The 22,933-nt window shown below is 65.4% G+C and carries 18 protein-coding genes and 2 pseudogenes; 9 read left to right on the forward strand and 11 right to left on the reverse strand.

Features of this window, described 5'->3' with window-relative positions:
- Positions 1-68: 68 nt before the first annotated feature.
- Both acuI and C7G42_RS22380 read right to left on the reverse strand, forming a co-directional pair.
- Positions 69-1,055 carry an acrylyl-CoA reductase (NADPH) gene (gene acuI, locus C7G42_RS22375; RefSeq protein ID WP_106951124.1) on the reverse strand — a complete coding sequence of 329 codons (987 nt, stop codon included), beginning with the start codon at positions 1,053-1,055 and terminating at the stop codon, positions 69-71.
- Positions 1,056-1,096: 41 nt separating this feature from the next.
- The gene (locus tag C7G42_RS22380; protein ID WP_106951125.1) at positions 1,097-2,350 is read right to left on the reverse strand and encodes an MFS transporter; all 1,254 of its coding nucleotides are present in this window, start codon (positions 2,348-2,350) and stop codon (positions 1,097-1,099) included.
- Between the two features lie 332 nt (positions 2,351-2,682).
- Here C7G42_RS22380 and nadA point away from each other — a divergent pair, with 332 nt between their 5' ends.
- The 3 genes and pseudogenes from nadA to nadC all read left to right on the forward strand — a co-directional run bounded on the left by nadA (position 2,683) and on the right by nadC (position 6,289).
- The gene (gene nadA / locus C7G42_RS22385) at positions 2,683-3,792 is read left to right on the forward strand and encodes a quinolinate synthase NadA (protein ID WP_106951126.1); all 1,110 of its coding nucleotides are present in this window, start codon (positions 2,683-2,685) and stop codon (positions 3,790-3,792) included.
- A 9-nt stretch (positions 3,793-3,801) separates the two neighbouring features.
- Positions 3,802-5,398 (forward strand): annotated as a pseudogene (locus tag C7G42_RS22390) (L-aspartate oxidase).
- An 11-nt stretch (positions 5,399-5,409) separates the two neighbouring features.
- Positions 5,410-6,289: pseudogene (nadC, locus tag C7G42_RS22395) on the forward strand (carboxylating nicotinate-nucleotide diphosphorylase).
- 164 nt (positions 6,290-6,453) lie between these two features.
- Here the strand turns inward: nadC and C7G42_RS22400 are convergent.
- From C7G42_RS22400 to C7G42_RS22415, 3 genes are all read right to left on the reverse strand, one after another.
- Positions 6,454-7,908, reverse strand: coding sequence for a cell wall hydrolase (locus C7G42_RS22400; RefSeq protein ID WP_199581071.1), 1,455 nt, complete (start codon positions 7,906-7,908; stop codon positions 6,454-6,456).
- Positions 7,909-8,399: 491 nt separating this feature from the next.
- A complete protein-coding gene (gene ppdK / locus C7G42_RS22410) occupies positions 8,400-11,327 on the reverse strand; it encodes a pyruvate, phosphate dikinase (RefSeq protein WP_199581072.1) in 2,928 nt (975 codons plus the stop codon).
- Positions 11,328-11,423: 96 nt separating this feature from the next.
- Positions 11,424-11,579: a DUF3096 domain-containing protein gene (locus tag C7G42_RS22415; protein WP_018648785.1), complete on the reverse strand. Its 156-nt coding sequence runs from the start codon at positions 11,577-11,579 to the stop codon at positions 11,424-11,426.
- A 227-nt stretch (positions 11,580-11,806) separates the two neighbouring features.
- Between C7G42_RS22415 and C7G42_RS22420 the strand changes: the two genes are divergently transcribed.
- A complete protein-coding gene (locus tag C7G42_RS22420; RefSeq protein WP_106951445.1) occupies positions 11,807-12,160 on the forward strand; it encodes a DUF1236 domain-containing protein in 354 nt (117 codons plus the stop codon).
- A gap of 172 nt (positions 12,161-12,332) precedes the next feature.
- Here C7G42_RS22420 and glyS read toward each other — a convergent pair whose 3' ends face one another.
- The 6 genes from glyS to C7G42_RS22450 form a co-directional block, all read right to left on the reverse strand.
- Entirely contained in the window at positions 12,333-14,432 is a 2,100-nt protein-coding gene (glyS, locus tag C7G42_RS22425) for a glycine--tRNA ligase subunit beta (RefSeq protein ID WP_106951130.1), read from the reverse strand.
- Positions 14,432-15,367, reverse strand: a complete 936-nt coding sequence (locus C7G42_RS22430; protein ID WP_106951131.1) for a glycine--tRNA ligase subunit alpha — start codon at positions 15,365-15,367, stop codon at positions 14,432-14,434. Before C7G42_RS22430 ends, glyS begins: the two co-directional genes overlap by 1 nt.
- 193 nt (positions 15,368-15,560) lie before the next feature.
- A complete protein-coding gene (locus C7G42_RS22435) occupies positions 15,561-15,752 on the reverse strand; it encodes a hypothetical protein (protein WP_106951132.1) in 192 nt (63 codons plus the stop codon).
- A gap of 104 nt (positions 15,753-15,856) precedes the next feature.
- On the reverse strand, positions 15,857-16,765 hold the full coding sequence (locus C7G42_RS22440) for a S49 family peptidase (RefSeq protein WP_106951133.1): 909 nt from the start codon (positions 16,763-16,765) through the stop codon (positions 15,857-15,859).
- A gap of 214 nt (positions 16,766-16,979) precedes the next feature.
- Positions 16,980-17,744, reverse strand: a complete 765-nt coding sequence (locus tag C7G42_RS22445; RefSeq protein ID WP_106951134.1) for a tRNA1(Val) (adenine(37)-N6)-methyltransferase — start codon at positions 17,742-17,744, stop codon at positions 16,980-16,982.
- Positions 17,737-17,964, reverse strand: coding sequence for a putative signal transducing protein (locus C7G42_RS22450; protein ID WP_106951135.1), 228 nt, complete (start codon positions 17,962-17,964; stop codon positions 17,737-17,739). The genes C7G42_RS22445 and C7G42_RS22450 overlap by 8 nt, the downstream gene beginning before the upstream one ends.
- A 134-nt stretch (positions 17,965-18,098) precedes the next feature.
- Here C7G42_RS22450 and C7G42_RS22455 point away from each other — a divergent pair, with 134 nt between their 5' ends.
- The 5 genes from C7G42_RS22455 (at position 18,099) to C7G42_RS22475 (ending at position 22,824) form a co-directional block, all read left to right on the forward strand.
- On the forward strand, positions 18,099-19,106 hold the full coding sequence (locus tag C7G42_RS22455) for a polyprenyl synthetase family protein (protein WP_106951446.1): 1,008 nt from the start codon (positions 18,099-18,101) through the stop codon (positions 19,104-19,106).
- 359 nt (positions 19,107-19,465) lie between these two features.
- On the forward strand, positions 19,466-19,981 hold the full coding sequence (locus C7G42_RS22460) for a winged helix-turn-helix transcriptional regulator (protein ID WP_106951136.1): 516 nt from the start codon (positions 19,466-19,468) through the stop codon (positions 19,979-19,981).
- A gap of 1 nt (position 19,982) precedes the next feature.
- Positions 19,983-21,245, forward strand: coding sequence for a beta-ketoacyl-ACP synthase II (gene fabF, locus C7G42_RS22465; protein ID WP_106951137.1), 1,263 nt, complete (start codon positions 19,983-19,985; stop codon positions 21,243-21,245).
- Between the two features lie 60 nt (positions 21,246-21,305).
- Positions 21,306-21,938 (forward strand): LysE family translocator, encoded by a 633-nt coding sequence (locus C7G42_RS22470; RefSeq protein WP_106951447.1) that lies wholly within the window; start codon positions 21,306-21,308, stop codon positions 21,936-21,938.
- A gap of 7 nt (positions 21,939-21,945) precedes the next feature.
- Positions 21,946-22,824, forward strand: a complete 879-nt coding sequence (locus C7G42_RS22475) for an alpha/beta fold hydrolase (RefSeq protein ID WP_106951138.1) — start codon at positions 21,946-21,948, stop codon at positions 22,822-22,824.
- Positions 22,825-22,933 lie beyond the last annotated feature (109 nt).

The raw sequence follows: 22,933 nt of genomic DNA on the forward strand, positions 1-22,933 counted from the left end.
TTACCCGCTGCTTACCATACTAACCATGGCGACATTGAAGCAGCTTGGTTGGTAAAGTCTGAACGGCGTTAGACAATTTTTACCACGATGCGGCCGCGGACCTGGCCGGCCAAGATTTTCGCGCCCCACTCCGGAACTTGGTCGAGTGAAATTTCGTGAGTAATTTCAGATAGTTTCGTCCGATCGAGATCGGACGCCAAGCGCTGCCAGGCGGCTTTGCGCGGCTCGATCGGGCACATCACGGAATCGATGCCGAGAAGGCACACTCCGCGCAAAATGAAGGGTGCGACAGACGACGGCAGGTCCATGCCGGCAGCCAGGCCGCAGGCCGCGATCGCACCGCCGTATTTCGTCATCGACAGCAGATTCGCCAGTGTGGTCGAGCCGACGCTGTCGACGCCCCCTGCCCAGCGCTCCTTCGCGATCGGCTTGGCCGGCGCCGACAATTCGTTGCGGTCGATGATTTCGGCTGCTCCCAGCTGCTTCAGATAGTCGGCCTCCGAAACGCGGCCGGTCGAAGCGATGACGTGGTAGCCGAGCTTGGAGAGCACGGCGATCGCGACCGAGCCGACGCCGCCGGCGGCACCCGTCACCACCACAGGGCCGCTCTTCGGGGAGAGACCGTGCTTCTCCAGTGCCAGCACCGAGAGCATCGCAGTGAAGCCGGCGGTGCCGATCGCCATGGCATCGCGCGCCGACAGGCCCTGTGGCAAGGCCACCAGCCAGTCGCCCTTCACCCGTGCCATCTCGGCATAGGCGCCGAGATGGGTCTCGCCCATGCCCCAGCCGGTGCAGACGACCTTATCGCCCGCCTTCCACTGCGGATGCGATGACGCTTCGACGGTGCCGGCGAAGTCGATGCCGGCGATCATCGGGAAGCGGCGCACCACCGGCGCCTTGCCCGTGAGCGCAAGGCCGTCCTTGTAGTTCAGCGTCGACCATTCCACGCGGACGGTGACGTCGCCGTCCATCAGCTCGGCTTCGTCGAACTGCGTCAGCGCGGCGGTGGTGCCCTTGTCCGCCTTGTCGATCCGGATCGCCTTGAATGTGGCCACGACTGAACTCCCTGACTGGTTTGACGGGGATGTTTAGCCGATCAGGCAGGCTGCGCAACCGCCCTAACGACAGGTTTCTCCACGATCGGAAGATTGATCAACGCCGAGAGCACACCGAACACAATCGAGAGCCACCAGATCGGCGTGTAGGAACCGTACTTTTCGAAGACGATGCCCCCGAGCCAGACCCCGAGGAAGCCGCCGACCTGATGGCTGACGAAGGCGAAGCCATAGAGCGTCGCAAGCCAGCGCGTGCCGAACATCAGCGCCACCAGCGCCGAGGTCGGCGGCACCGTCGACAGCCAGGTCAGGCCGGAGACCGCACCGAACGCGATCGCCGAGAACGGCGTGATCGGGAACGAGATGAAGGCGAGGGTCGCGAGCGCTCGCGTGAAATAGATGGTGGAAAGGATGTAGCGCTTGGGCAGTGAGTTCTGGAGATAGCCGACGCTCAGCGAGCCCACGATGTTGAACAGGCCGATCGCTGCGATCACCCAGCCGCCGGTCTGCGCGGAGATGCCGCGATCGACCAGGAAGGCCGGCAGATGCACGGTGATGAAGGCAAGCTGGAATCCGCAGGTGAAGAAGCCGAGCACCAAAAGCACGTAGGAGCGATGGCCGAAGGCTTCCGCGAGCGCCTTCATAAACGTCTGCTCATCCGCAGGCGCCGTGTTTGCCGTGGTTGCGACCGGCGGCGTCGAGAGCGCCAGCGCGAGCGGGATGATCAGCAGCATCAGGAAGCCGAACACGGAGAGCGCCTGCTGCCAGCCGAAATTGTCGATCAACGCGACGCCGATCGGTGCGAACAGAAACTGGCCGAACGAGCCAGCCGCCGTGCCGGCTCCAAGCGCAAGACCGCGCTTCTCGGCCGGCAGCAGCTTGGTGAATGCCGACAGCACCAGATTGAACGAGCAGCCTGCAAGACCAAAACCGACCATGACGCCCGCACCGATGTCGAGCGACAACGGCGTCGTGGAGTAGCGCATCAACAGCAGGCCGCCGGCATAGAGCAGAGCGCCGACGCACATCACACGGAACAGGCCGAAGCGATCGGCGACCGCGCCGGCGACCGGTTGGCCCAGTCCCCACAGCAGATTCTGAAAGGCAATGGCGAGGCCGAACACGTCCCGGCCCCAGGAAAATTCGTGGCTCATCGGCTGCACGAAGAAGCCGAGCGCCGAGCGCGGACCAAAGCCGAGCATGCCGATCGCACAGCCACAGAGGATGATGACCGCCGGCGTACGCCAGTTGGAGGAACGGGAGACCGAACCGAGCTCGCCCATCTGTGTCGACATGCTGTTCCTCATGTTCGTTGGCGGATTCGCAAACGGCCGCCGCGAGCCAGTTCGTTTAATGCATCTGCATGAAAATCCCAAGTCGAAAATAATTGCGTTCCACGAAGGGCTGAGGCGGGAGCATTGCATTTCTGGCGCCCCCGGCTGACGCCCCAAGTGCGACTTGACGGAAATGTGTGGGGCGGCATCTAGCGGCCTGCGGCACTGCGTGATATCTTCGATTTACTCAGATTGAGCATATCAGCCTCAACGAACCCCCGGCCTCCGGGCCGGATTTCTCAGGCTCTATATATGCTCATACTGAGTATAATTAGCATGCATGGGAGGCTTCGATGCCGATCACTGGAATTTACGGTCCCGACGATCTCGCCAGCCGGCCGCAGGGCCAGGTCGTCAGCTCGCCCAGGGACGCGCCGGCCCGAACAGGGCCCGCGCTGCCGAGGCCCTCTTTGGAATGGACGCCGGAGGTCGAACGCGCCACCGCGGCGCTCTATGACCGCGTGAAACACGTGATCCCGCCGATCGAGTGGCCGCTGATGGCGCCGACCATCAAGGCAATCAACGAGCTGAAGCGCGCGCGGGGCGCGGTGATCCTCGCGCACAACTACCAGGCGCCGGAGATCTTCCACTGCGTCGCCGACATCGGCGGCGACTCGCTCCAGCTCGCGGTCGAAGCCACGAAGGTGGAGGCCAATATCATCGTCCAGTGCGGCGTGCACTTCATGGCAGAGACCTCAAAACTGCTCGACCCGGATGACAAGACGGTGCTGATCCCGGACTCGCGCGCCGGTTGCTCGCTTGCCGCCAGCATCACCGGCGCCGACGTGCGCCTGCTCCGCGAGAAATTTCCCGGCGTGCCCGTCGTCGCCTATGTCAATACGTCCGCGGAGGTGAAGGCCGAGGTCGACATCTGCTGCACCTCCTCGAACGCCGTGCAGGTGGTCGAGAGCCTGAACGCGCCAACCGTGATCTTCCTGCCCGATCGCTATCTCGCCACTTACGTGGCCTCGAAGACCGACGTGAAGATCATCGCCTGGAAAGGCTCCTGCGAGGTGCACGAGCGTTTCAAAGGCGAAGAGCTGCGCGCCTTTCGCGAGGCCGATCCGTCCGTCCAGATCATCGCGCATCCGGAGTGCCCGCCGGACGTGCTGGCGGAGGCCGATTTCACCGGCTCGACCGCGCACATGATCAACTGGGTGCGCCAAAAGCGGCCGCGACGGCTGGTGATGATCACGGAATGCTCGATGGCCGACAATGTACGGGCCGAGCTGCCCGACGTGGAGATGCTGCGGCCCTGCAATCTCTGCCCGCACATGAAGCGCATCACGCTCGCCAACATCCTGGAGAGCCTGCTGACGCTCCGCGAGGAAGTGACCATCGATCCCGCGCTTGCGGTGCGTGCGCTGCGTTCGGTCGAGCGGATGATCAATCTGAAGAATTGAGAGCACAGCATGCAAGACACCATCCACAACCTCACCCGCACCGACGACGTCGTCATCGTCGGCGGCGGCCTTGCCGGACTGTTCTGCGCGCTGAAGCTCGCGCCGCGGCCGGTGACCTTGATCTCGGCCGCGCCGCTCGGACAGGGAGCATCCTCAGCATGGGCGCAAGGCGGTATCGCCGCGGCGGTGGCCAAGGAGGATACGCCGGAAGCGCACGCAGCTGACACGATCGCGGTCGGCGGCGGCCTCGTCGACGATGCGGTCGCACTTGGGATCGCGCGCGAGGCCGCGCCGCGCATCCACGATCTCCTGAACTATGGCGTCCCGTTCGATCGCGATCTCGAAGGCAGGCTCGCCGTGGGACGCGAAGCGGCACATTCGGCCCGGCGCATCGTCCATGTGCGAGGCGATGGCGCCGGTGCCGCGATCATCGCGGCCTTGAGCGACGCGGTACGCCGCACGCCGTCGATCCGCGTGATCGAGGGGCTCGTGTCCGAAGCCCTCCTGACTGAGGGCAGTGCCGTCGCCGGCCTTCAATTGCGCGAAGCCCGCAACCTTTCGGCACGGCCGCTCCTGCTCGCCGCGCGCGCGGTGGTGCTTGCCACCGGCGGCATCGGACATCTCTACGCCGTCACGACCAATCCGATGGAAGCCAGCGGCTCCGGCCTTGCCATCGCCGCTCGTGCCGGTGCCGTGATCGCCGACCCGGAATTCGTGCTGTTCCATCCAACGGCCATCATGGTCGGCCGCGATCCCGCACCGCTTGCCACCGAAGCCTTGCGCGGCGAAGGGGCGACGCTGGTCAACGGCGCCGGTGAGCGTTTCATGGTTGCGCTTCACCCGCTCGCAGAGCTCGCGCCACGCGACATCGTGGCGCGCGGCGTGTTCGCCGAGATCGCGGCCGGGCGCGGCGCCTTCCTCGATGCGCGGCTGACCCTGGGCGCGCGCTTCGCCGACAGATTTCCGACCGTGCATGCGAGCTGCATCGCCGCCGGCATCGATCCGGCCACGCAGATCATCCCAATTGCGCCCGCCGCGCATTACCATGGGCGGCATCGCCGTGGATGCGCGCGGACGCAGCTCGATCGACGGGCTCTGGGCCGGCGGCGAGGTGTCGTCGACAGGCGCGCACGGCGCCAACCGGCTCGCCTCGAATTCGCTGCTGGAAGCGGTGGTCTACGCCGCGCGCATCGCCGACGACATCGCCGGCCGTACGATCCCCTCGCCTGCTCGCCTCCCCGACGCGTTGGTGACACCGCGCGGCGGCGCGCCGGATGCCGCCGCCGTGAAGCGGCTGCGCGCAACGATGGCGGCCCATGTCGGCGTGATCCGCGAAAGCGAGGGTCTCGCGGATGCCGTGCGCCACTTCGCCGCGGTCGAACGCGAGGCCACCAGCATGGCGCTGCGCAACATGGCGGTTGCGGGCCTGCTCGTGGCAGCCTCGGCGTGGAGCCGGCGCGAGAGCCGCGGCGCGCATTTCCGCTCCGACCATCGCGCCGAAATCCCCGCGCTGGCGCAGCGGACGATGACCACCCTCACGGCAGCGCGCGAGATCGCGGAAAGCCTGAGCTCCCTGCCGCGCGCTGCGCAACCCATGATCGCCTGACGGAGACCCCCATGATCACCCCGACCTCATTGCTCAACCCCGACGCCTTTCTCTCACCACTCGCCATCGACGCAGCTGTGCAGCGCGCGCTCGACGAGGACCTCGGCCGCGCCGGCGACATCACCTCGCTTGCGACGATCCCGGAAGCGACCAGGGCGCAAGCCATCCTGGTCGCACGCCAGTCCGGCGTGATCGCCGGATTGCCGCTGGCATTGGCGACATTGCAAAAACTCTCGTCCGACATCGACGTCCGCGCACATGTCCGCGATGCCGCACGCGTTGCCCGCGGCCAGCAGGTGCTGACGATCTCCGGCCCCGCGCGCGCCATTCTCACCGCGGAGCGAACCGCGCTGAATTTTCGTCGGCCGCCTGTCGGGCGTCGCAACGCTCACGGCCGACTATGTCGCTCGTACCGAAGGCACGACAATGCGCATCTGCTGCACGCGCAAGACCACGCCCGGACTGAGGGCGCTGGAGAAATATGCGGTGCGCTGCGGCGGCGGCTTCAACCACCGCTTCGGCCTCGACGATGCGATCCTGATCAAGGACAACCACATCGCGGTCGCGGGCGGCGTCGGGCCGGTGCTGGAGCGCGCCCGCAGCCACGCCGGCCATCTCGTCAAGATCGAGATCGAGGTCGATACGCTGGCGCAACTGCGCGAGGTGCTGGCCACCGGAATGGCCGACGCCGTGCTGCTCGACAACATGGACCTTGCGACATTGCGCGAGGCGGTGCGGATCAACGAGGGTCGTCTCGAGCTGGAGGCCTCGGGCGGCGTCACGCTGGAGTCGATCGCAGCCATCGCGGCGACCGGCGTCGATTACGCTTCGGCGGGCGCATTGACGCATTCGGCGCCGAACTTCGACTGTGCGCTGGATATCGGGGCGTGATTGCAACGCCCACGCCTCCACAACGTCATGGCCGGGCTTGTCCCGACCATTTACGTCTTGCCGGATAGCGCGAAGAACGTGGATGCCCGGGCCTTCGCCGCGCCGAAGCGGCTTCGGCCGCGCAGGCGGGACAAGCCCGGGCATGACGGTCTCTCGTGAAAGCGCTACCTTCGCTCACTCACACCCATCTCGGCAGAACTCTTCGCTTCCTGCGCGAGCTCGGCCGACAGCGCGGCGGTCTGGGCCGGGGTACCCCAACTCGGTTCCTCGCTGCCGTCGCCCCAAGCGCGTGGCCGATAAAAGGTGTGCACGCCGGTCCTGTACATCTTCTTCATCTCGGCGACCCAGGACGGGCGCACCCAATAGGCATGATAGTGCGTGGACTTGCCGACCTCGGGCAGCCAGATCTGGCCGTCGAGCATGGCCTTGGCGATCTTTTTGGCGCGGTCCCACATCTCGGGCTCGCGGATCACGTCGGTATTGTTGTCGCAGGCGAAGGTGAACTGGCAGGCGAGATGGCGGTGCTTGTTCTGATAGACCGCTCCGCACACGGTGTCCGGATATTTGCCGGAGAACACGCGGTTCATCACGACTTGCGCCACCGCCATCTGGCCGCGCACGGCTTCGCCGCGCGATTCGAAATAGACGGCTTCCGCGAGGCACTTCTCGGACTTCGCGCGCGACTTGTCGTCGAGCGCGAGGCGCTCTGCCGGCGATTTGGCGCGCTGGTTGTCGGCATTGACCTCGCCCTTCGGTGCGACGCTCTCGCCGCTCTCGATATCCCGGGCGATATCCACCGTCGGCGGTGACAGCGAGGCCGTTACCTTCATGTCGGGATCCGCCATCACGATCAGCGGTTCGGCGCCGGGCTGCCAGCTCTCGATGCTCTCCAGATTGCCGCCGAGCGAGGAACTGCCGAAGAACAGGTTGGAGGTCTTGACGCTGAAGGGCTCGCGCACGGGCGTCGTCGGCGCGGTGGTCCGCTTGAGAGCCTCGAGCGGCGCGGTCGCGAGCGCGCGCGCGGCGTCGCTGGCCCGCGGTGAATTGGAATATTGCGGCAGCGGCGGCGCGCGCAGCGCCTCCTGAAGCTCGGGATCGAGCGCGGCCGCGGATTCCGGCGACATCGCCTGCGGCAGCGCGGCGGTCTTGGCGCCGAACACCGAACTGTTCGACGTCGCGGGATCTTGCTGTGCCGGTGCCGCAGCCGGCGCGGCCGTCTCGGGAGCCTGCGTCGGTGTGACGGTTGCGAGGCGATCACCCTTCATGGAGCGATCGACCTTGGGAAAGTCGGAAGCCTGGTAGCGCGGCGCAGCCTGCAGCGCCGGATTGCGGCCGATCGCGCCGGTAACGTCGCGGCCGTCGAGGCTCGCCAGGCGAACCATCGCGCTCTGCGGAACCGAGGTGCCGATGGGGCGGGAAAAACTGTAGGTGGCAAGCTGGATGGAGGACGCCGCGGAGAAAACCTGCTTCTGCCAACGCTCGGCGACGCCGGGCTGACGCGCCAGCAGGGAGGCAATATCCTGATAGCCGGTCTCTCTCGGCATCAATGCGAAGATGCAGAGACCGATGCCGAAGGACGCGAACCGCGCGCCCTTCGGATGGTTACGCAACACAGACATCGATACGCTCACGCTACGCTTACAAAAATCGAGATGCAGTACATCCGTGCAATTCGATCTTTATCGTGAGTATCTAATTTAGGTTGCCGGGGCGTTAATCGACGTGGCGCGCGCGGCACACGCAAGCGATCTCAGGTGTTTTCACGGGTGATCACGCAGGGTGGTAAACGCGTCGTCGCGTGAAACGGTAAACAAGAGGTCAACACGAATGGTGAAGGAACTCTTGCTGGCGTGTATCAACACGGGACGCGCATGAGTTCCGGCGTCAGTGTTTTCGCAAGGTGTATCCACCCCGCAGGTTAAGCGGGCATCCAGTACGCCGCGGCGTCTCGATTCGACCACTGCTGTCTCGGAGTACTGGATCGCCCGCCTTCGCGGGAGATGACACCGAGTGGGGACATGCACTCGCAATGCCGGCGCAGGGCGAGCATCGCCAAAAAGAAAGAGGCGGAGCTTCGCCCCGCCTCTCTCATTCAGCATTTTAGTCCTGCTTACGCCTGGCTTGCGACTGCCTTGCCGAGCGCGGCTTGCGCAGCGGCAAGACGGGCGATCGGCACGCGGTAGGGCGAGCAGGAGACATAGTCGAGGCCGATGTTGTGGCAGAAGGCGACGGAAGCGGGATCGCCACCGTGCTCGCCGCAGATGCCGACCTTGAGCTTCGGGCGCGTCTTGCGGCCGCGCGCGACGCCGATCTTGACGAGCTCACCGACGCCTTCCTGGTCGAGCGCGACGAAGGGATCGATCGGGAGAATGCCCTTGGACACGTACGTGCCGAGGAAGCTCGCGGCATCGTCGCGGCTGATGCCGTAGGTGGTCTGCGTCAGATCGTTGGTGCCGAACGAGAAGAACTCGGCGCTCTCCGCGATTTCGGCCGCGAGCAGACAGGCGCGCGGCAGCTCGATCATGGTGCCGACCTGATAGGTCAGCTTGGTGTTGGTGTCGCGCATCACCGCCTGCGCGGTCGCGTCGATCCGCGCCTTGACGAGATCGAGCTCCATCTTGGTGGCGATCAGCGGCACCATCACCTCGAGGCCGACGGCCTTGCCGGTGCGCTTCTCGGCCTCGACCGCCGCCTCGAAGATCGCACGCGCCTGCATCTCGGCGATCTCCGGATAAGCGATCGCGATGCGGCAGCCGCGGAAGCCGAGCATCGGATTGAACTCCGAGAGCTCGCGGGCGCGGTCGGCGAGGCGCCGCGGGTCGGTGTTCATGGCGCGCGCCACTTCCTCGACCTCGGCATGGGTGTGCGGCAGGAACTCGTGCAGCGGCGGGTCCAGCAGGCGGATCGTGACGGGCAGGCCCTTCATGATCTCGAACAGCTCGACGAAGTCGGCGCGCTGCATCGGCAGGAGCTTTGCGAGCGCGGCACGGCGTGACTGCTCGTCCTCGGAGAGGATCATCTCGCGCACCGTGCGGATGCGGGTCTCTTCGAAGAACATGTGCTCGGTGCGGCAGAGGCCGATGCCTTCCGCGCCGAACTTGATCGCGGTGCGCGCGTCGTCCGGCGTATCGCCATTGACGCGAACGCCGATCTTGCGGACCTGGTCGGCCCACGCCATCAGCGTGCCAAACTCGCCGGACAGCTCCGGCTCGATCATCGGCATGCGGCCGGCGAGCACCTGGCCGAGCGAACCGTCGATGGTGATGACGTCGCCGGTCTTGAAGGTCCGCGAGCCGATGCTCATGGTGCCGCGGCCGTAATCGACGCGGATGGTGCCGCAGCCGGAGACGCAGGGCTTGCCCATGCCGCGCGCGACCACCGCCGCGTGCGAGGTCATGCCGCCACGGGTGGTCAAAATGCCTTCGGCGGCGTGCATGCCGTGGATGTCTTCCGGGCTGGTCTCGATGCGGACCAGGATGACCTTGCGCCCATCGGCCTGAAGCTTGGCCGCTTCATCCGAGGAGAACACGATCTCGCCGGAGGCGGCACCCGGCGAAGCCGGCAGGCCGGTCGCGATCACATCGCGCTTGGCGCCGGGATCGATGGCCGGATGCAGCAGCTGGTCGAGCGAAGCGGGATCTATCCGCATCACCGCTTCCTTCTTGGTGATCAGGCCTTCATTGGCGAGCTCGACCGCGATGCGCAGCGCCGCCTTCGCGGTACGCTTGCCGCCGCGGGTCTGGAGCATCCACAGCTTGCCCTGCTCGACCGTGAACTCCATGTCCTGCATGTCGCGGTAGTGCTTCTCGAGCAGCGTGTAGATCCGCGTCAACTCCTTGAAGGCCTCCGGCATCGCCGCTTCCATCGACGCCTTGTCCGAGCCCGATTCCTGACGCGCTTCCTCGGTGATGTCCTGCGGCGTGCGGATGCCCGCCACCACGTCCTCGCCCTGCGCGTTGATCAGGAACTCGCCGTAAAGCTTGCTCTCGCCGGTCGAGGGATTGCGGGTGAAGGCAACGCCGGTCGCTGACGTCTCGCCCATGTTGCCGAACACCATGGCCTGCACGTTGACCGCGGTGCCCCAGGATTCCGGAATGTCGTGCAGCTTGCGGTACGTCACCGCGCGCGCGTTCATCCAGGATGAAAACACCGCACCGATCGCGCCCCAGAGCTGGTCGTGCGGGTCCTGCGGGAAGTCCTTGCCGGTCTCGCGCGCGACCGCATCCTTGTACTTGCCGACCAGATCGACCCAGTCGTCGGCGGTGAGGTCGGTGTCGAGGGTGTAGCCCTGGCCGTCCTTGAAGGTGTCGAGGATTTCCTCGAAGTGGTGATGCTCGAAGCCGAGCACCACGTCGGAATACATTGTGATGAAGCGGCGATAGCTGTCATAGGCGAATCGGCGATCGCCCGACAATTCCGCCAGCGCTTCCACGGTCTGGTCGTTGAGGCCAAGGTTCAGCACGGTGTCCATCATGCCCGGCATCGAGGCGCGCGCGCCGGAGCGGACGGAAACGAGCAGCGGGTTCTTGGTGTCGCCGAAGATCTTGCCGGTCAACTTGCCGACATGGTCGAGCGCCTTCTCGACCTGCGCCTGCAATTCCTTCGGATAGGATTTGTCGTGAGCGTAGAAGTAGGTGCAGACCGATGTCGGGATGGTGAAGCCCGGAGGCACCGGCAGACCAAGATTGGCCATCTCGGCGAGGTTCGCGCCCTTGCCACCAAGCAGGTCGCGCATCTCCGTGCGGCCCTCGGCCTTGCCGTCACCGAACGTGTAGACCCATTTGCCGGCCTTGCCCGCGACCGGCGATGCCTTGACGGTAGCGACCTTCTTCGGCGCAGGCTTCGCAGCGACCTTCGGCAAAGCCGCCTTGGTCACAGCCTTCGCAGCCGGCTTGGCAGCAGCCTTTGCGGTCGGCTTGGCAGCAGCTTTGGCGACGCTCTTGGCAAGCGCCTTGCGGGCCGGCGGGGCGGCCTTCGCCTTGGCGGAAGACTTTGATTTCGCTGCAGTTTTATTGGGCTTCGAGGCGGCTTTGGCCATAGCTTGCACACAACCTGCGAGAGGAATGGGATTTCGCGGGCCTTACACCATTTTGGACGGGCCCGCGCAAGTCAGACAGTTCCGGAAAGTGAACTCCTAGAGGTGGAGCCATTTCAGGAGCCCGAGCCCGATCGCGCCGTTCACAATGAGGAAGATCGCGACGATCAGATTGAGGAGTCGCGGCATGATCAGGATGAGCACACCCGCAATCAACGACAGGATCGGCGAAATGTGGGCGACGGTGATGTGCATGAACTATCTTTCTGTGAAGGTAGGGCGAATCGCGGGCGGATCATAGCCCTCCCGGTTCCGCGAGTAGAGACGCGCAAGGCGCGATGCGAGTTCCGTCTCCCACGAAAACTGCTCGAAATTGCCGCTGATACGGCGGGGCTTTTCCCGGAACATTGCCGAGGGTGCATGCATTGGCCAACCGGTCGCGTCCGTGGCGCGTCCGAACCATCACGTCGAAGGAGTTGCCCATGCGGAACAGGATTCTCGCCCTTGCCGTGCTCACAGCCGCGATCGGCTCGCCTCTTGCGGCGCAGGCGCAAAGCGGCGTCACCGTCGGACGCGCGCCCGTCGTGGTCGACACCGGCCCGACCATTGCGGTCGAACAGCGGCCGGCTTTCCGCGACTATGTCGTCGAACAACGCGTGCCGGCTTTCAGCATTCCGGATCGTATCGTGGTCGGCACCACCTTACCCGAGGCAGGCGTCACTTATTATGACGTGCCGCAACGCTTCGGTGCCACCACCTATCGCTACACCGTCGTGAATGGCGAGACCGTGCTGGTCGAGCCCCGCTCGCGCCGCATTGTCGAGGTGGTCGACTAAATCAGTTCGACTCGGTGTCCGGCGCGTCACGTCAGGCTGGCGCGCGAAATTAAGCGGACATCAGGCCCCGCCCGGTCTCCCCCGCCGGGCGGGGCATTTTTGCGCTGTCATTCCGGGGCGCGCACTTGGCGTGAGCCCGGAATGAAACCGGTGTTTACCCCGCGAGCGCGTCTCAATCCTGGATCTTCGAGAAATCCGCCACCGCGCGCGTGGCGCTGCGGATCTCGTTGAGCAGCTTCAGGCGGTTCTCGCGCACTTTCGGATCATCGTCGTTGACGCGGACTTTTTCGAAGAACGCATCGACCGGCGGACGCAACTTCGCCATCGCGGTCATCGCGGCGGCAAAGTCTTCCCTGGCGATCGCGGCATTCGCTTCCGCCGTCACCTCGCCAATCGCCTGGGCCAGCGCCTTCTCCTCGTCCAGGCCATAAAGCGTAGCATCCGGCGCACCGTCGAAGCTGCGCTTGTCCTTCTTTTCCTCGATGCCAAGGATATTGCTGGCACGCTTGATGCCGGCGAGCAGGTTTTTGCCGTCGTCGGTCTCGAGGAATTTTCCGAGCGCCTCGACGCGGCGGACGATCATCAGGAGATCGTCCTGGCCGCCGAGCGCGAACACTGCATCGACGAGGTCGTGCCGCGCGCCCTGCTCGCGGAGCTGGACTTTCAGGCGGTCGGCGAAGAAGGCGAGGAGATCGCCGGGGAGCTTCTGCGCATCGACAGGCTGGACGGACAAGCCGGCGAGCGCCGACGCAGCCACCTTCGTCAGCGACAGCCGAAGCGCGTTATCGGCAATCAGCCTGATCACGCCGAGAGCCGCACGGCGCAGCGCGTACGGGTCCTTGCTGCCCGTCGGCTTCTCATTAATCGCCCAAAATCCAACTAGCGTATCGATCTTATCCGCCAGCGCCACCGCTACGCTGACCGGATCAGTCGGCACGCGATCCGTCGGGCCCTGCGGCTTGTAGTGCTCTTCGCAGGCCGCAGCGACGGACGCGTGTTCGCCCTGAGCCAGTGCGTAGTACTTGCCCATCAGGCCTTGCACCTCTGGGAATTCGCCAACGACTTCAGTCAGCAAATCGGCCTTGGCCAGGTGCGCGGCACGTTTTGTCTTCTCGACATCGGCACGGACCAATGGGGCGATCTCGGCAGCCAGACGTTCTATCCGCTTGATGCGCTCCGCCTGCGTGCCGAGCTTCTCGTGAAACACGATCTGCTCGAACTTCGGCAAGCGATCCTCGAGCTTGGTCTTCAGATCGGTCTCGTAGAAGAACTTCGCATCGCTAAGGCGTGCGCGGATCACGCGCTCGTTGCCGGCGATGATGGTCTTGCCGCCGTCGGTGGCCTCGATATTGGCGACCAGGATGAACTTGTTGGCGAGCTTGCCCGTTTTGGGATCGCTGACCACGAAGCACTTCTGGTTGTTGCGGATGGTGGCGCGGATCACTTCCGCGGGGGTCGCCAGAAATTCCTGTTCGAACGAGCCCATCAGCACGACCGGCCATTCGACGAGGCCGGCGACCTCGTCGAGCAGGTTCTGGTCCTCGACGAGCTCGAAGCCTTGCGCAAACGCGAGCTGCTTGGCGTCGGTGAGAATCGCGTCCTTGCGGCGCTCGGAGTCGAGCACGACCTTCGCATCCAGCAACTTCGCTTCGTAGTCCTCGAAGCGACGCACGCTGATCGCGTCCGGCGCCATGAAGCGATGGCCGTACGTGGTCTGTCCGGTCTCGATGCCATCGACTTCGAACTTCACGATATCGGGCTCTTCCGTCTCGAGCCCAAAGGTCGCGGTGATCGCGTGCAGCGGACGCACCCAATTGAGCGAGCCCGGCTTGCCCGAGCGCGCGCCCCAGCGCATCGATTTCGGCCACGGGAAGGTGCGGATGATCACGGGCAGGATTTCCGCAAGCACGTCGATCGCATCGCGACCGGGCTTCTCGATCAAGCCGATGTAGAAATCGCCCTTGGGGTCGCGCTGGATCTTGGCTTCATCCAGCGATTTCAGACCGGTCGCTTTCAAAAAACCTTGCACGGCCGCATCGGGCGCGCCGACCTTCGGTCCGCGGCGTTCGGTCTTCAGGTCCGGCTGGCGCGCGGGGATGCCGTGCACGGTGAGCGCGAGGCGGCGCGGGGTCGAAAACGCCTTGGCGCCCTCGTAGACGAGGCCTTCGGCGACGAGCTTGTCGGTGACCATGCGGCGCAGATCCTCGGCCGCCTTGGCCTGCATGCGCGCGGGAATCTCTTCCGAGAACAGTTCAAGCAGGAGATCAGGCATCAGGCCGCTCCGCCCGCTTCAGTATGGATCCAGGCCTCGCCGCAGGCTTTTGCCAATTCGCGCACGCGCAGAATGTAGCTCTGCCGCTCGGTCACCGAGATCACACCGCGGGCGTCGAGCAGGTTGAAGACGTGGCTGGCCTTGATGCACTGGTCGTAAGCCGGCAGCGCCATCAGATGCGCCTCGCGCTTGCCGTCTTTCCAGCCTGCCTCCAGGTACTTTCTGCACGCCCCTTCGGCCATCTTGAACTGCTCGAACAGCATCGCGGTGTCGGCGACTTCGAAATTGTGTTTCGAATATTCCTTCTCGGCCTGCAGGAAGACGTCGCCATAGGTGACCTTGGCATCGCCGTCACGGCCGTTGAAGTTGAGATCGTAGACGCGGTCGACGCCCTGCACATACATCGCGAGGCGCTCGAGCCCATAGGTGAGCTCGCCCGCGACCGGCGCGCATTCGAAGCCCGCGACCTGCTGGAAATAGGTGAACTGGCTGACTTCCATGCCGTCGCACCAGCATTCCCAGCCGAGGCCCCAGGCGCCCAGCGTCGGGCTCTCCCAGTCGTCCTCGACGAAGCGAATGTCGTGCACGGCGGAATCGATGCCGATCGCGGCGAGCGACTTCAGGTACAATTCCTGAAGGTTCGGCGGCGACGGCTTCATGATCACCTGGAACTGGTAATAGTGCTGCATCCGGTTCGGATTCTCGCCGTAACGGCCGTCTTTGGGCCGGCGCGAGGGCTGCACATAGGCGGCGTTCCATGGCTTTGGCCCGAGCGCGCGCAAGGTTGTCGCCGGATGGAAGGTACCCGCGCCCATCTCCATGTCGTAGGGCTGCAGGATCACGCAGCCCTGCTCGGCCCAGAACCGCTGGAGCGCGAGGATGAAACCCTGGAACGAGCGTTCCGGGCGCATATGGGCGGGCAATGAGGCGTCCATCGTCAGATCAGCTCTCGCGGGGGTTTGAATCGCGCGGGACCGTATCGACGGCGGGGGTGGGAATCAAGGCAAAGGGGGCCCGAAAGCGGGCCGTGCTCCGTCATGGCTGGGCTTGCCCCGGCCATCCACGGTCTTGTCGCCGCACGCAGAACGTGGATGCCCGGGACAGGCTCGGGCATGACGACTGTGGTAACTAGCCCGGCCGGTACGCTCCGGTCACGGGGTCACGCTTCAGTTTCTGGATATCCGCCGTATGCGCGGCCTCGGCGACGCGCGACAGGCGCATCTCATCCAGCTCCTGGTTGATCTTGACGGCGGTCTTGTAGGCCCAGCGGACCACGGCAAGCCCACCCAGCACGCCCGCGAAAGCGACGAACGGCGGCATCGGTCGTTCCTTGTCTAGTGCTCAGCCCCCACGCGCATTCTTGCGCAGACCGGCCCGCGCCGCAATTGGCTCGGGCCGGACCAAATGGCGCGGGAAGGCACCGCCTAGAACCCGAATTTCGCCCAGATCGCCCGTGTTTCGACCGCCGAGATCAGCTGATCCGGCAGGCTGGCCATTGATTCCACGGCCGAAAGCTGCCCCGCACCGGGCGATTTCCGGCCCAGAAGGCCGGAGAGCAGCCCGGTCGGTTGCGCGATCACTGGGGTGAGAACCTTCTCGCCATAGCGGGCACGAAGAGTTGAGCGGAGATCGCCGATGCTGTCGGCGAGTCCGAGCGCCACCGAGGTGTCGCCGGCCCAGTATTCGCCCGTGAACAGGATGTCGTCCGCGCCCTTGAGGCGCGCACCACGACTCTCCTTCACCAGCGAAATGAAGATCTGGTGGATCTCGCGCTGGATCGACTTGAGCTTTGCGACGTCGTCGGGGTTCTCTGGCAGGAACGGATCGAGCATCGCCTTGTGTTCGCCGGCGGTGTAGAGCCGCCGCTCGATGCCGAGCCGCTTGATCGCCTCCTGGAAACCGAAGCTGCCGCCGACCACGCCGATCGAACCGAGGATCGAAGAGGGATCGCAGATGATCTCGTCGCCGGCGCAGGCGATCATGTAGCCGCCGGAGGCCGCGACGTCCTCGACGAACACCAGCACCGGCAGCTTCTTCTCCGCCGCGAGCTGCTTGATGCGCAGGTAGATCTGGCGCGACTGCACCGGCGAGCCGCCGGGCGAGTTGATCACCAGCGCCACCGCCTTGGCGTGCCGATATGAGAACGCGCGCTCCAGCACTTTGGCGACGGCTGCGAGCGTCATGCCCGGGCGCAGCGGCGTCACCGCGCCGATCACCCCGGACAGCCGCACCACCGGCACGACGGCTGTGCCGGGGCGGAAGCGTGCCGGCAGATATTGCATGAGCTTATCGGCCAGGCCGGAACTCTCACGATCATTCAATTGTTCGGCCATGCCGTTACCTCTGATTAACCAATTTTTATCACGCGACTGTCATTGGAAGTGCCTGGAACGTGTTTTGCAGAATTCCCGTTGGGAGGCTGCAATGAGCCAGCGGAGAACACCATGAAAATCTATCTGCTGATGCTGCTGATCGGTGCGCTGTTCATGGCGATCCGCCTGACGTCTCCGCAAGAGCAGCAGCCGGAATCGCTGCCGCAGTAAGCCGTCACGGTTCCACCATCGGCAAGGCGGCTCTCCCCTCCAGAATCTCGACCAGTTTTGTCTTGGACGCGCCTGACTCGTCGTTGAGCATGAGACCCGGCAGCAATCGCGTCGGAGCCCGGCTGCCTTTGACCCCACGCACCAGCACGCGGATCGCAGGCTGCCCCGCCTCGCCGTGAACCGGCAGGATCGCAATGCTGCCGAAGCCGCGCGACAGCGCCGCCAGGACATCGGCGATTCCATCTGCGCGCCAGATCAGGGTCAGCGCGCCATTCGATCGGAGGATGCGCCGCGCTGCATGCACCCAGGCATTCAGGGTCTCCTCCGTCGCCACATGCGCAGTGTGACGCGCCTGGTCCGGCGAGCCGCGATGCCGGGCCGGGTCATTGAACGGCGGGTTCATCAGCACGACGTCGACGCTATCGGGCGACAGCCCGTTTGCCGCAAAGACCTGCGCGTCGGCCGTGACATCGAGCACGATGGTCTCCGCGGTAAGCGCATTCGCGGCGGCATTAGCGCGCGCCAGCTCGGCCAGCTCCGGATCGATCTCGACCAGGCTCAGCCCGATACCGGGGACGCGCCGGGCCAACGCCAGCCCGGCCGTGCCGATGCCGGCGCCGAAATCGACCACCCGGTCCCCCCCGCGGGCATCGGTCGCCGCCGCAAGCAAGATGGCGTCGTGCCCGGCGCGGTGGCCGCTCCGCTTCTGCTTCAGGCGCAGTTGGCCGCCGAGAAAAGCGTCCTCGGTGATATCTGCGGCCTCACTCATCGCCGCGCAGTTCGTGGCTGAGACCGGCTTCGGTGAGCAACTTCCGCGCCTCCTGGGCATCGTCCTCATGAACCAGGATCCGCCGCGGCAAAATGCCGAGCGAGCCCTCGATGATGCTCATGTTCTGGTCCAGCACCAGATGATGGATCTTGGCGCCGTCGAGCAGCGCGCCGATCGCCGACACCAGCACCATATCGTTGGTCCGAACCAGTTCACGCAAAACGTGGGTTTCCTTGCTTCGAAGGGGCTAAAGCGGCAAATGTCAATGGTTCCGCGGGTCTTGCCGCATCCGCCGCCAGTTTCTATTGTCTTTCCGTCAGAATAGCCCTTCCGGGGCAAATATTGGAGACCGGCGTGGCCGTCATCGTACCTTTCGAAACTCCCGGCGCGTCGATCGAAGAGCTGGTTGCCCTTGTCGCCCCTGACATGGAGCGCGTCAACGCCACGATCCTGTCGCGGACCGGTTCGGACGTGACCATGATCCCGGAGGTCGCCAACCACCTGATCTCCTCCGGCGGCAAGCGGCTCCGGCCGATGCTGACGCTCGCCATGGCAAACCTCGCCGGCTACGCCGGCGACGGCCATATCAAGCTGGCGGCTAGCGTCGAGTTCATGCATACCGCCACGCTGCTGCACGACGACGTCGTCGACGAGAGCGAGTTGCGCCGCGGCAAGCTGTCGGCGCGCATGCTTTGGGGCAACGAGGCCAGCGTGTTGGTCGGAGACTTCCTGCTCGGCCAGGCCTTTCGCATGATGGTCGAGGTCGGCTCGCTGCGTGCGCTCGACATCCTCTCTGCGGCCGCCGCCACCATCGCCGAAGGCGAGGTGATGCAGCTTGCCGCGGCCAAGAACACCGCGACCACCGAGGACGAATATCTCGCCGTGATCCGCGGCAAGACCGCCGAGCTGTTCGCCGCCGCTTGCGAGGTCGGCCCCGTGATCGCCAACCGCCCGAAGGCGGAGCAAACCGCCTGCCGCTCGGTCGGCATGAATCTCGGCATCGCCTTCCAGCTCGTCGACGACGTGCTGGACTATGGCGGCAAGAGCGCCAAGCTCGGCAAGAACACCGGCGACGATTTCCGCGAGGGCAAGATCACCCTGCCGGTGGTGCTCGCCTTCCGCCGCGGCAACGACACCGAGCGCGCGTTCTGGATCAAGGCGCTGGAGCGCGGCGAGATCGGCGATAGCGACCTCGATCACGCCATCGGCCTGATGAACAAGCACCGCGCACTCGAGGACACGCTGAGCCGCGCCCAGCACTACGGCGCCATGGCGGTGGATGCGCTGGCGCTGTTCCCGCCGTCGCCGATGAAGAGCGCGCTGGAGCAGGTGGTGGCGTTCTGCCTGGCGCGGTCGCATTAGAGAGCTACGTTTCCGCCAACACGCCGCCTGGACCGCGCTGCAATTAGCCCGCCATCCCCGCGCAATGACGGGAAGCTGACAGTCGTATACTCGGCACTCGTGTCCCGGACGCGCTGCAGCGTGTAACGCTGCTGCGCAGAGCCAGGACCCACGGCACCCAGAAATCGGCAACATGGGCCCCTGCTCTGCACCGCACCGCTGAAAAAGCGCTGCGCTGCGTCCGGGGCACGAGAGCGCTATCCGGCGCCATACCCTTCCCTCCACTCGCCCAGCCGACGCAGGCTCGTCGCATCCTCCACCCACCTCGGGGGCAACTTTGGTAACTTGCATTTTGCAAGTCACTCACCTAGCTTCCCGGCATGCAGCCCAAATCGCCCTCGATCCTCGAATGCCCCGTGGGCCGCGCGGTGGAAACGGTCGGCGAATGGTGGAGCATCCTGATCCTGCGGGATGCGTTTCAGGGTGCGACGAAATTCGACGAGTTCTCGCAAAGCCTCGGGATCGCGCCGAACATCCTGTCGCGGCGGCTTGCCCATCTCACGGCATCAGGCATGTTCGTGCGCCGCCGCTATCAGGAGCGACCGCCGCGTTATGAATATGTTCTGACCGGCAGGGCGCGGGATTTTTTCCCGGTGATCGCTACGCTGCTCGCCTGGGGCAACAAGCATCTTGCGCCCAAGGGTGAATCCATCGTGCTGGCGAACCGGAGTGACGCTCGGCCGTTCGATCCGATCGTTGTCGACGCTGCCGACCTGCAGCCAATCACGCTCGCCAATGCTGTCGTCGTCGCCGGCCCCCGCGCCAGCCGCGGCATGCGCAAGCGGCTCGCTTCGCTCAAGGCCATGAACCCGGCCGTCGCGCCGGCTGGAGACTGACATGCGTCGTATCGTCGTAACAGGCATGGGAGCGGTGTCGCCGCTCGGCTGCGGTGTCGAAACCTCCTGGCGCCGCCTGCTTGCCGGACTAAGCGGACTGCGCCCCCTGCCCGAATGGGCGCAAGTCCTTCCGGCGCGCATTGCCGGCCTCGTGCCCGACAAGGCTTATGACGCCGAGAGCGGCTTCGACCCTGCACAGGCGGCTCCGCCAAAAGACCAGCGCAAGATGGACCGCTTCATCCTGTTCGCGCTGCTCGCCACCGCGGAAGCCGTCGCGCAGGCCAAATGGACGCCGCGGGATACGGCCGCGCGGGAACGGACCGCAACGATCATTGCCTCCGGCGTCGGCGGCTTTCCGGCGATGGCGGAGGCGGTGCGCATTACCGAGCAGCGCGGTGTGCGCCGGCTCTCGCCGTTCACGATCCCCTCGTTCCTCGCCAATCTCGCCGCCGGCCACGTCTCGATCAAATATGGCTACAAGGGCGCGCTGGGCACACCGGTCACCGCGTGCGCCGCGGGCGTCCAGGCGATCGGCGATGCCGCGCGCATGATCCGTGCGGGCGAAGCCGATATCGCGATCTGCGGCGGCGCAGAGGCCTGCATCGACCTCGTCAGCCTCGGCGGCTTTGCGGCGGCGCGCGCGTTGTCCAGCTCCTTCAACGCGGAGCCGGCGCGGGCCTCGCGCCCGTTCGATCGGGACCGCGACGGTTTCGTCATGGGCGAAGGCGCCGGCATTCTTGTCATCGAGGAGCTCGAACATGCGCTCGCGCGCGGCGCCACGCCGATCGCAGAGGTGATCGGATACGGCACGACGGCGGACGCCTACCACATGACGTCAGGTCCGCCCGACGGCGACGGCGCCCGCCGCGCCATGGAGATCGCGCTTCGGCAGGCGAAGCTAGCGCCGGCCGATCTGCAGCACCTGAACGCCCATGCGACATCGACGCCGGCGGGCGACGAGAGCGAGCTTGGCGCCATCGCCGCGCTATTCGGCCGTAACCGCGGCATCGCCGTCAGCGCGACCAAATCGGCCACCGGCCATCTGCTCGGCGCCGCCGGCGGCCTCGAGGCGATCTTCACCGTGCTCGCTTTGCGCGATCAGATCGCACCGCCGACGCTCAATCTCGAAAACCCCGATTCGGGCGCTGAAGGCATCGACATCGTCGCCGCCACCGCGCGGCCGATGCCGATGCAGCACGCGATCTCCAACGGTTTTGGCTTCGGCGGCGTGAATGCCAGCGTGATCTTCCGCCGCATAGGTTAAATGACGGGCCCCTCGCGCCACAAGACTTGCAATCGCGGCCCGCTCCGTTACGAAAACAGGATGATCGAAACGAATTTCTGGCTGTTCCTGGCCGCAGCCTGCCTCATTGCCGCCGTTCCCGGCCCCGGCATCTTCTACGTCGCGGCACGGACCTTGTCGGAGGGACGCGCCAGCGGTTTTGCGTCGACCGCGGGCACGGCGCTGGGCGGGCTCGTTCATGTCGTCGCGGGCAGCCTCGGCATTTCCGCGATCATCCTCGCCAGCGCCGAACTGTTTGCTGCCGTCAAACTCGTCGGCGCGCTCTATCTGGTCTGGCTCGGCATCAAGACGTTCCGCAGCGCCGGCCGCGCACTGTCGCTCGAAAGCGAGCCGGCCGGTGACAAGCGCGCGTTCCGCGACGGCGTGCTGGTCGAGGCGCTGAACCCGAAGACCGCCGCGTTCTTCCTCGCCTTCATTCCGCAATTCCTCGATCCCGCGGGGTCGAGCCCCACGCTGCAATTCATCATGCTCGGCGCAATCTCGGTGGCATTGAACACGCTCGCCGATATCGTCGTGGTGCTGATGGCCTCAGCAACACGCACGCAGCTGATCGGGCGGCCGCATCTGATGCGGCGTCTCACCCAGGGCTCCGGCGTCTTCATTGCAGGCCTCGGCCTGTCGCTGGCACTGGTGCGGCGGCCGGTGAATGGATAGCGCCCCGATGTTCGCCCCGCAAAGCCGCTTCTACGAGTCGCATGGGCTGCGACTGCATTACGCAGATTGGGGCAATGAGGGCGCGCCGCCTCTCATCCTGGTCCACGGCGGCCGCGATCACTGCCGGAGCTGGGACGTCATCGCCCGATCGCTGCAGCCGCATTTCCACGTGGTCGCGCCCGACCTGCGCGGCCACGGCGATTCCGACTGGACCAGAGGCGGCAGCTACGCGCTGACCGAATATGTCTACGATCTCACCCAGCTCCTCCGTACCATCGCAGCGCCCCAGGTGACTCTCATCGGCCATTCGATGGGCGGCATGGTGAGCCTGATCTTTTCGGGCGCATTCCCCGAGCAGGTCTCGAAGCTGGTCGTGCTCGACGGCGTGACCATGCTGCCGGACACGCCGAAGCCGCCGGCGCATGAGCGCATCGGCAAATGGGTCACCCAGCTCGACAAGCTGCACGACCGCACGCCGCGCCGCTATGCGACCCTCGAAGCCGCGGCCGCACAGATGGTGCTGCACAACAAGCGCCTGTCCCGCGACCTCGCGCTGCATCTCGCCACGCACGGCGCGCGGCAGAACGAGGACGGCACCTATAGCTGGAAGTTCGATCCCTATCAGCGCGCCTCCGCGCCGCACCGGCTCTGGCCGGACGATCACCTCGCGCTGTGGTCGCGCATCACCTGCCCGACCCTGCTGCTCAACGCCGGCGAGAGCTTCCTCGCCGGTGCCCGAGCAGCAGGCCTGGAGCGGAATTTCCAGAACGCGCGCATTGAGACCATCGCCGGCGCGGGGCACTGGCTGCAGCACGACAAGCCGGACGAGGTGTTGGGCGAGATACGAAAATTTCTCGGGCTGGCCGAGGAGGAAGGCAGCGGCTAGACCAGCTCGACTGCCGTAGGGTGGGCAAAAGGCGCGACAGCGCCGTGCCCACCATACATCGAGATTGCACGAACAATTTGGTGGGTACGCTGCGCTTTGCCCACCCTAC

This window comes from Bradyrhizobium sp. MOS003 (assembly GCF_003020125.1).
Taxonomy (GTDB): domain Bacteria; phylum Pseudomonadota; class Alphaproteobacteria; order Rhizobiales; family Xanthobacteraceae; genus Bradyrhizobium.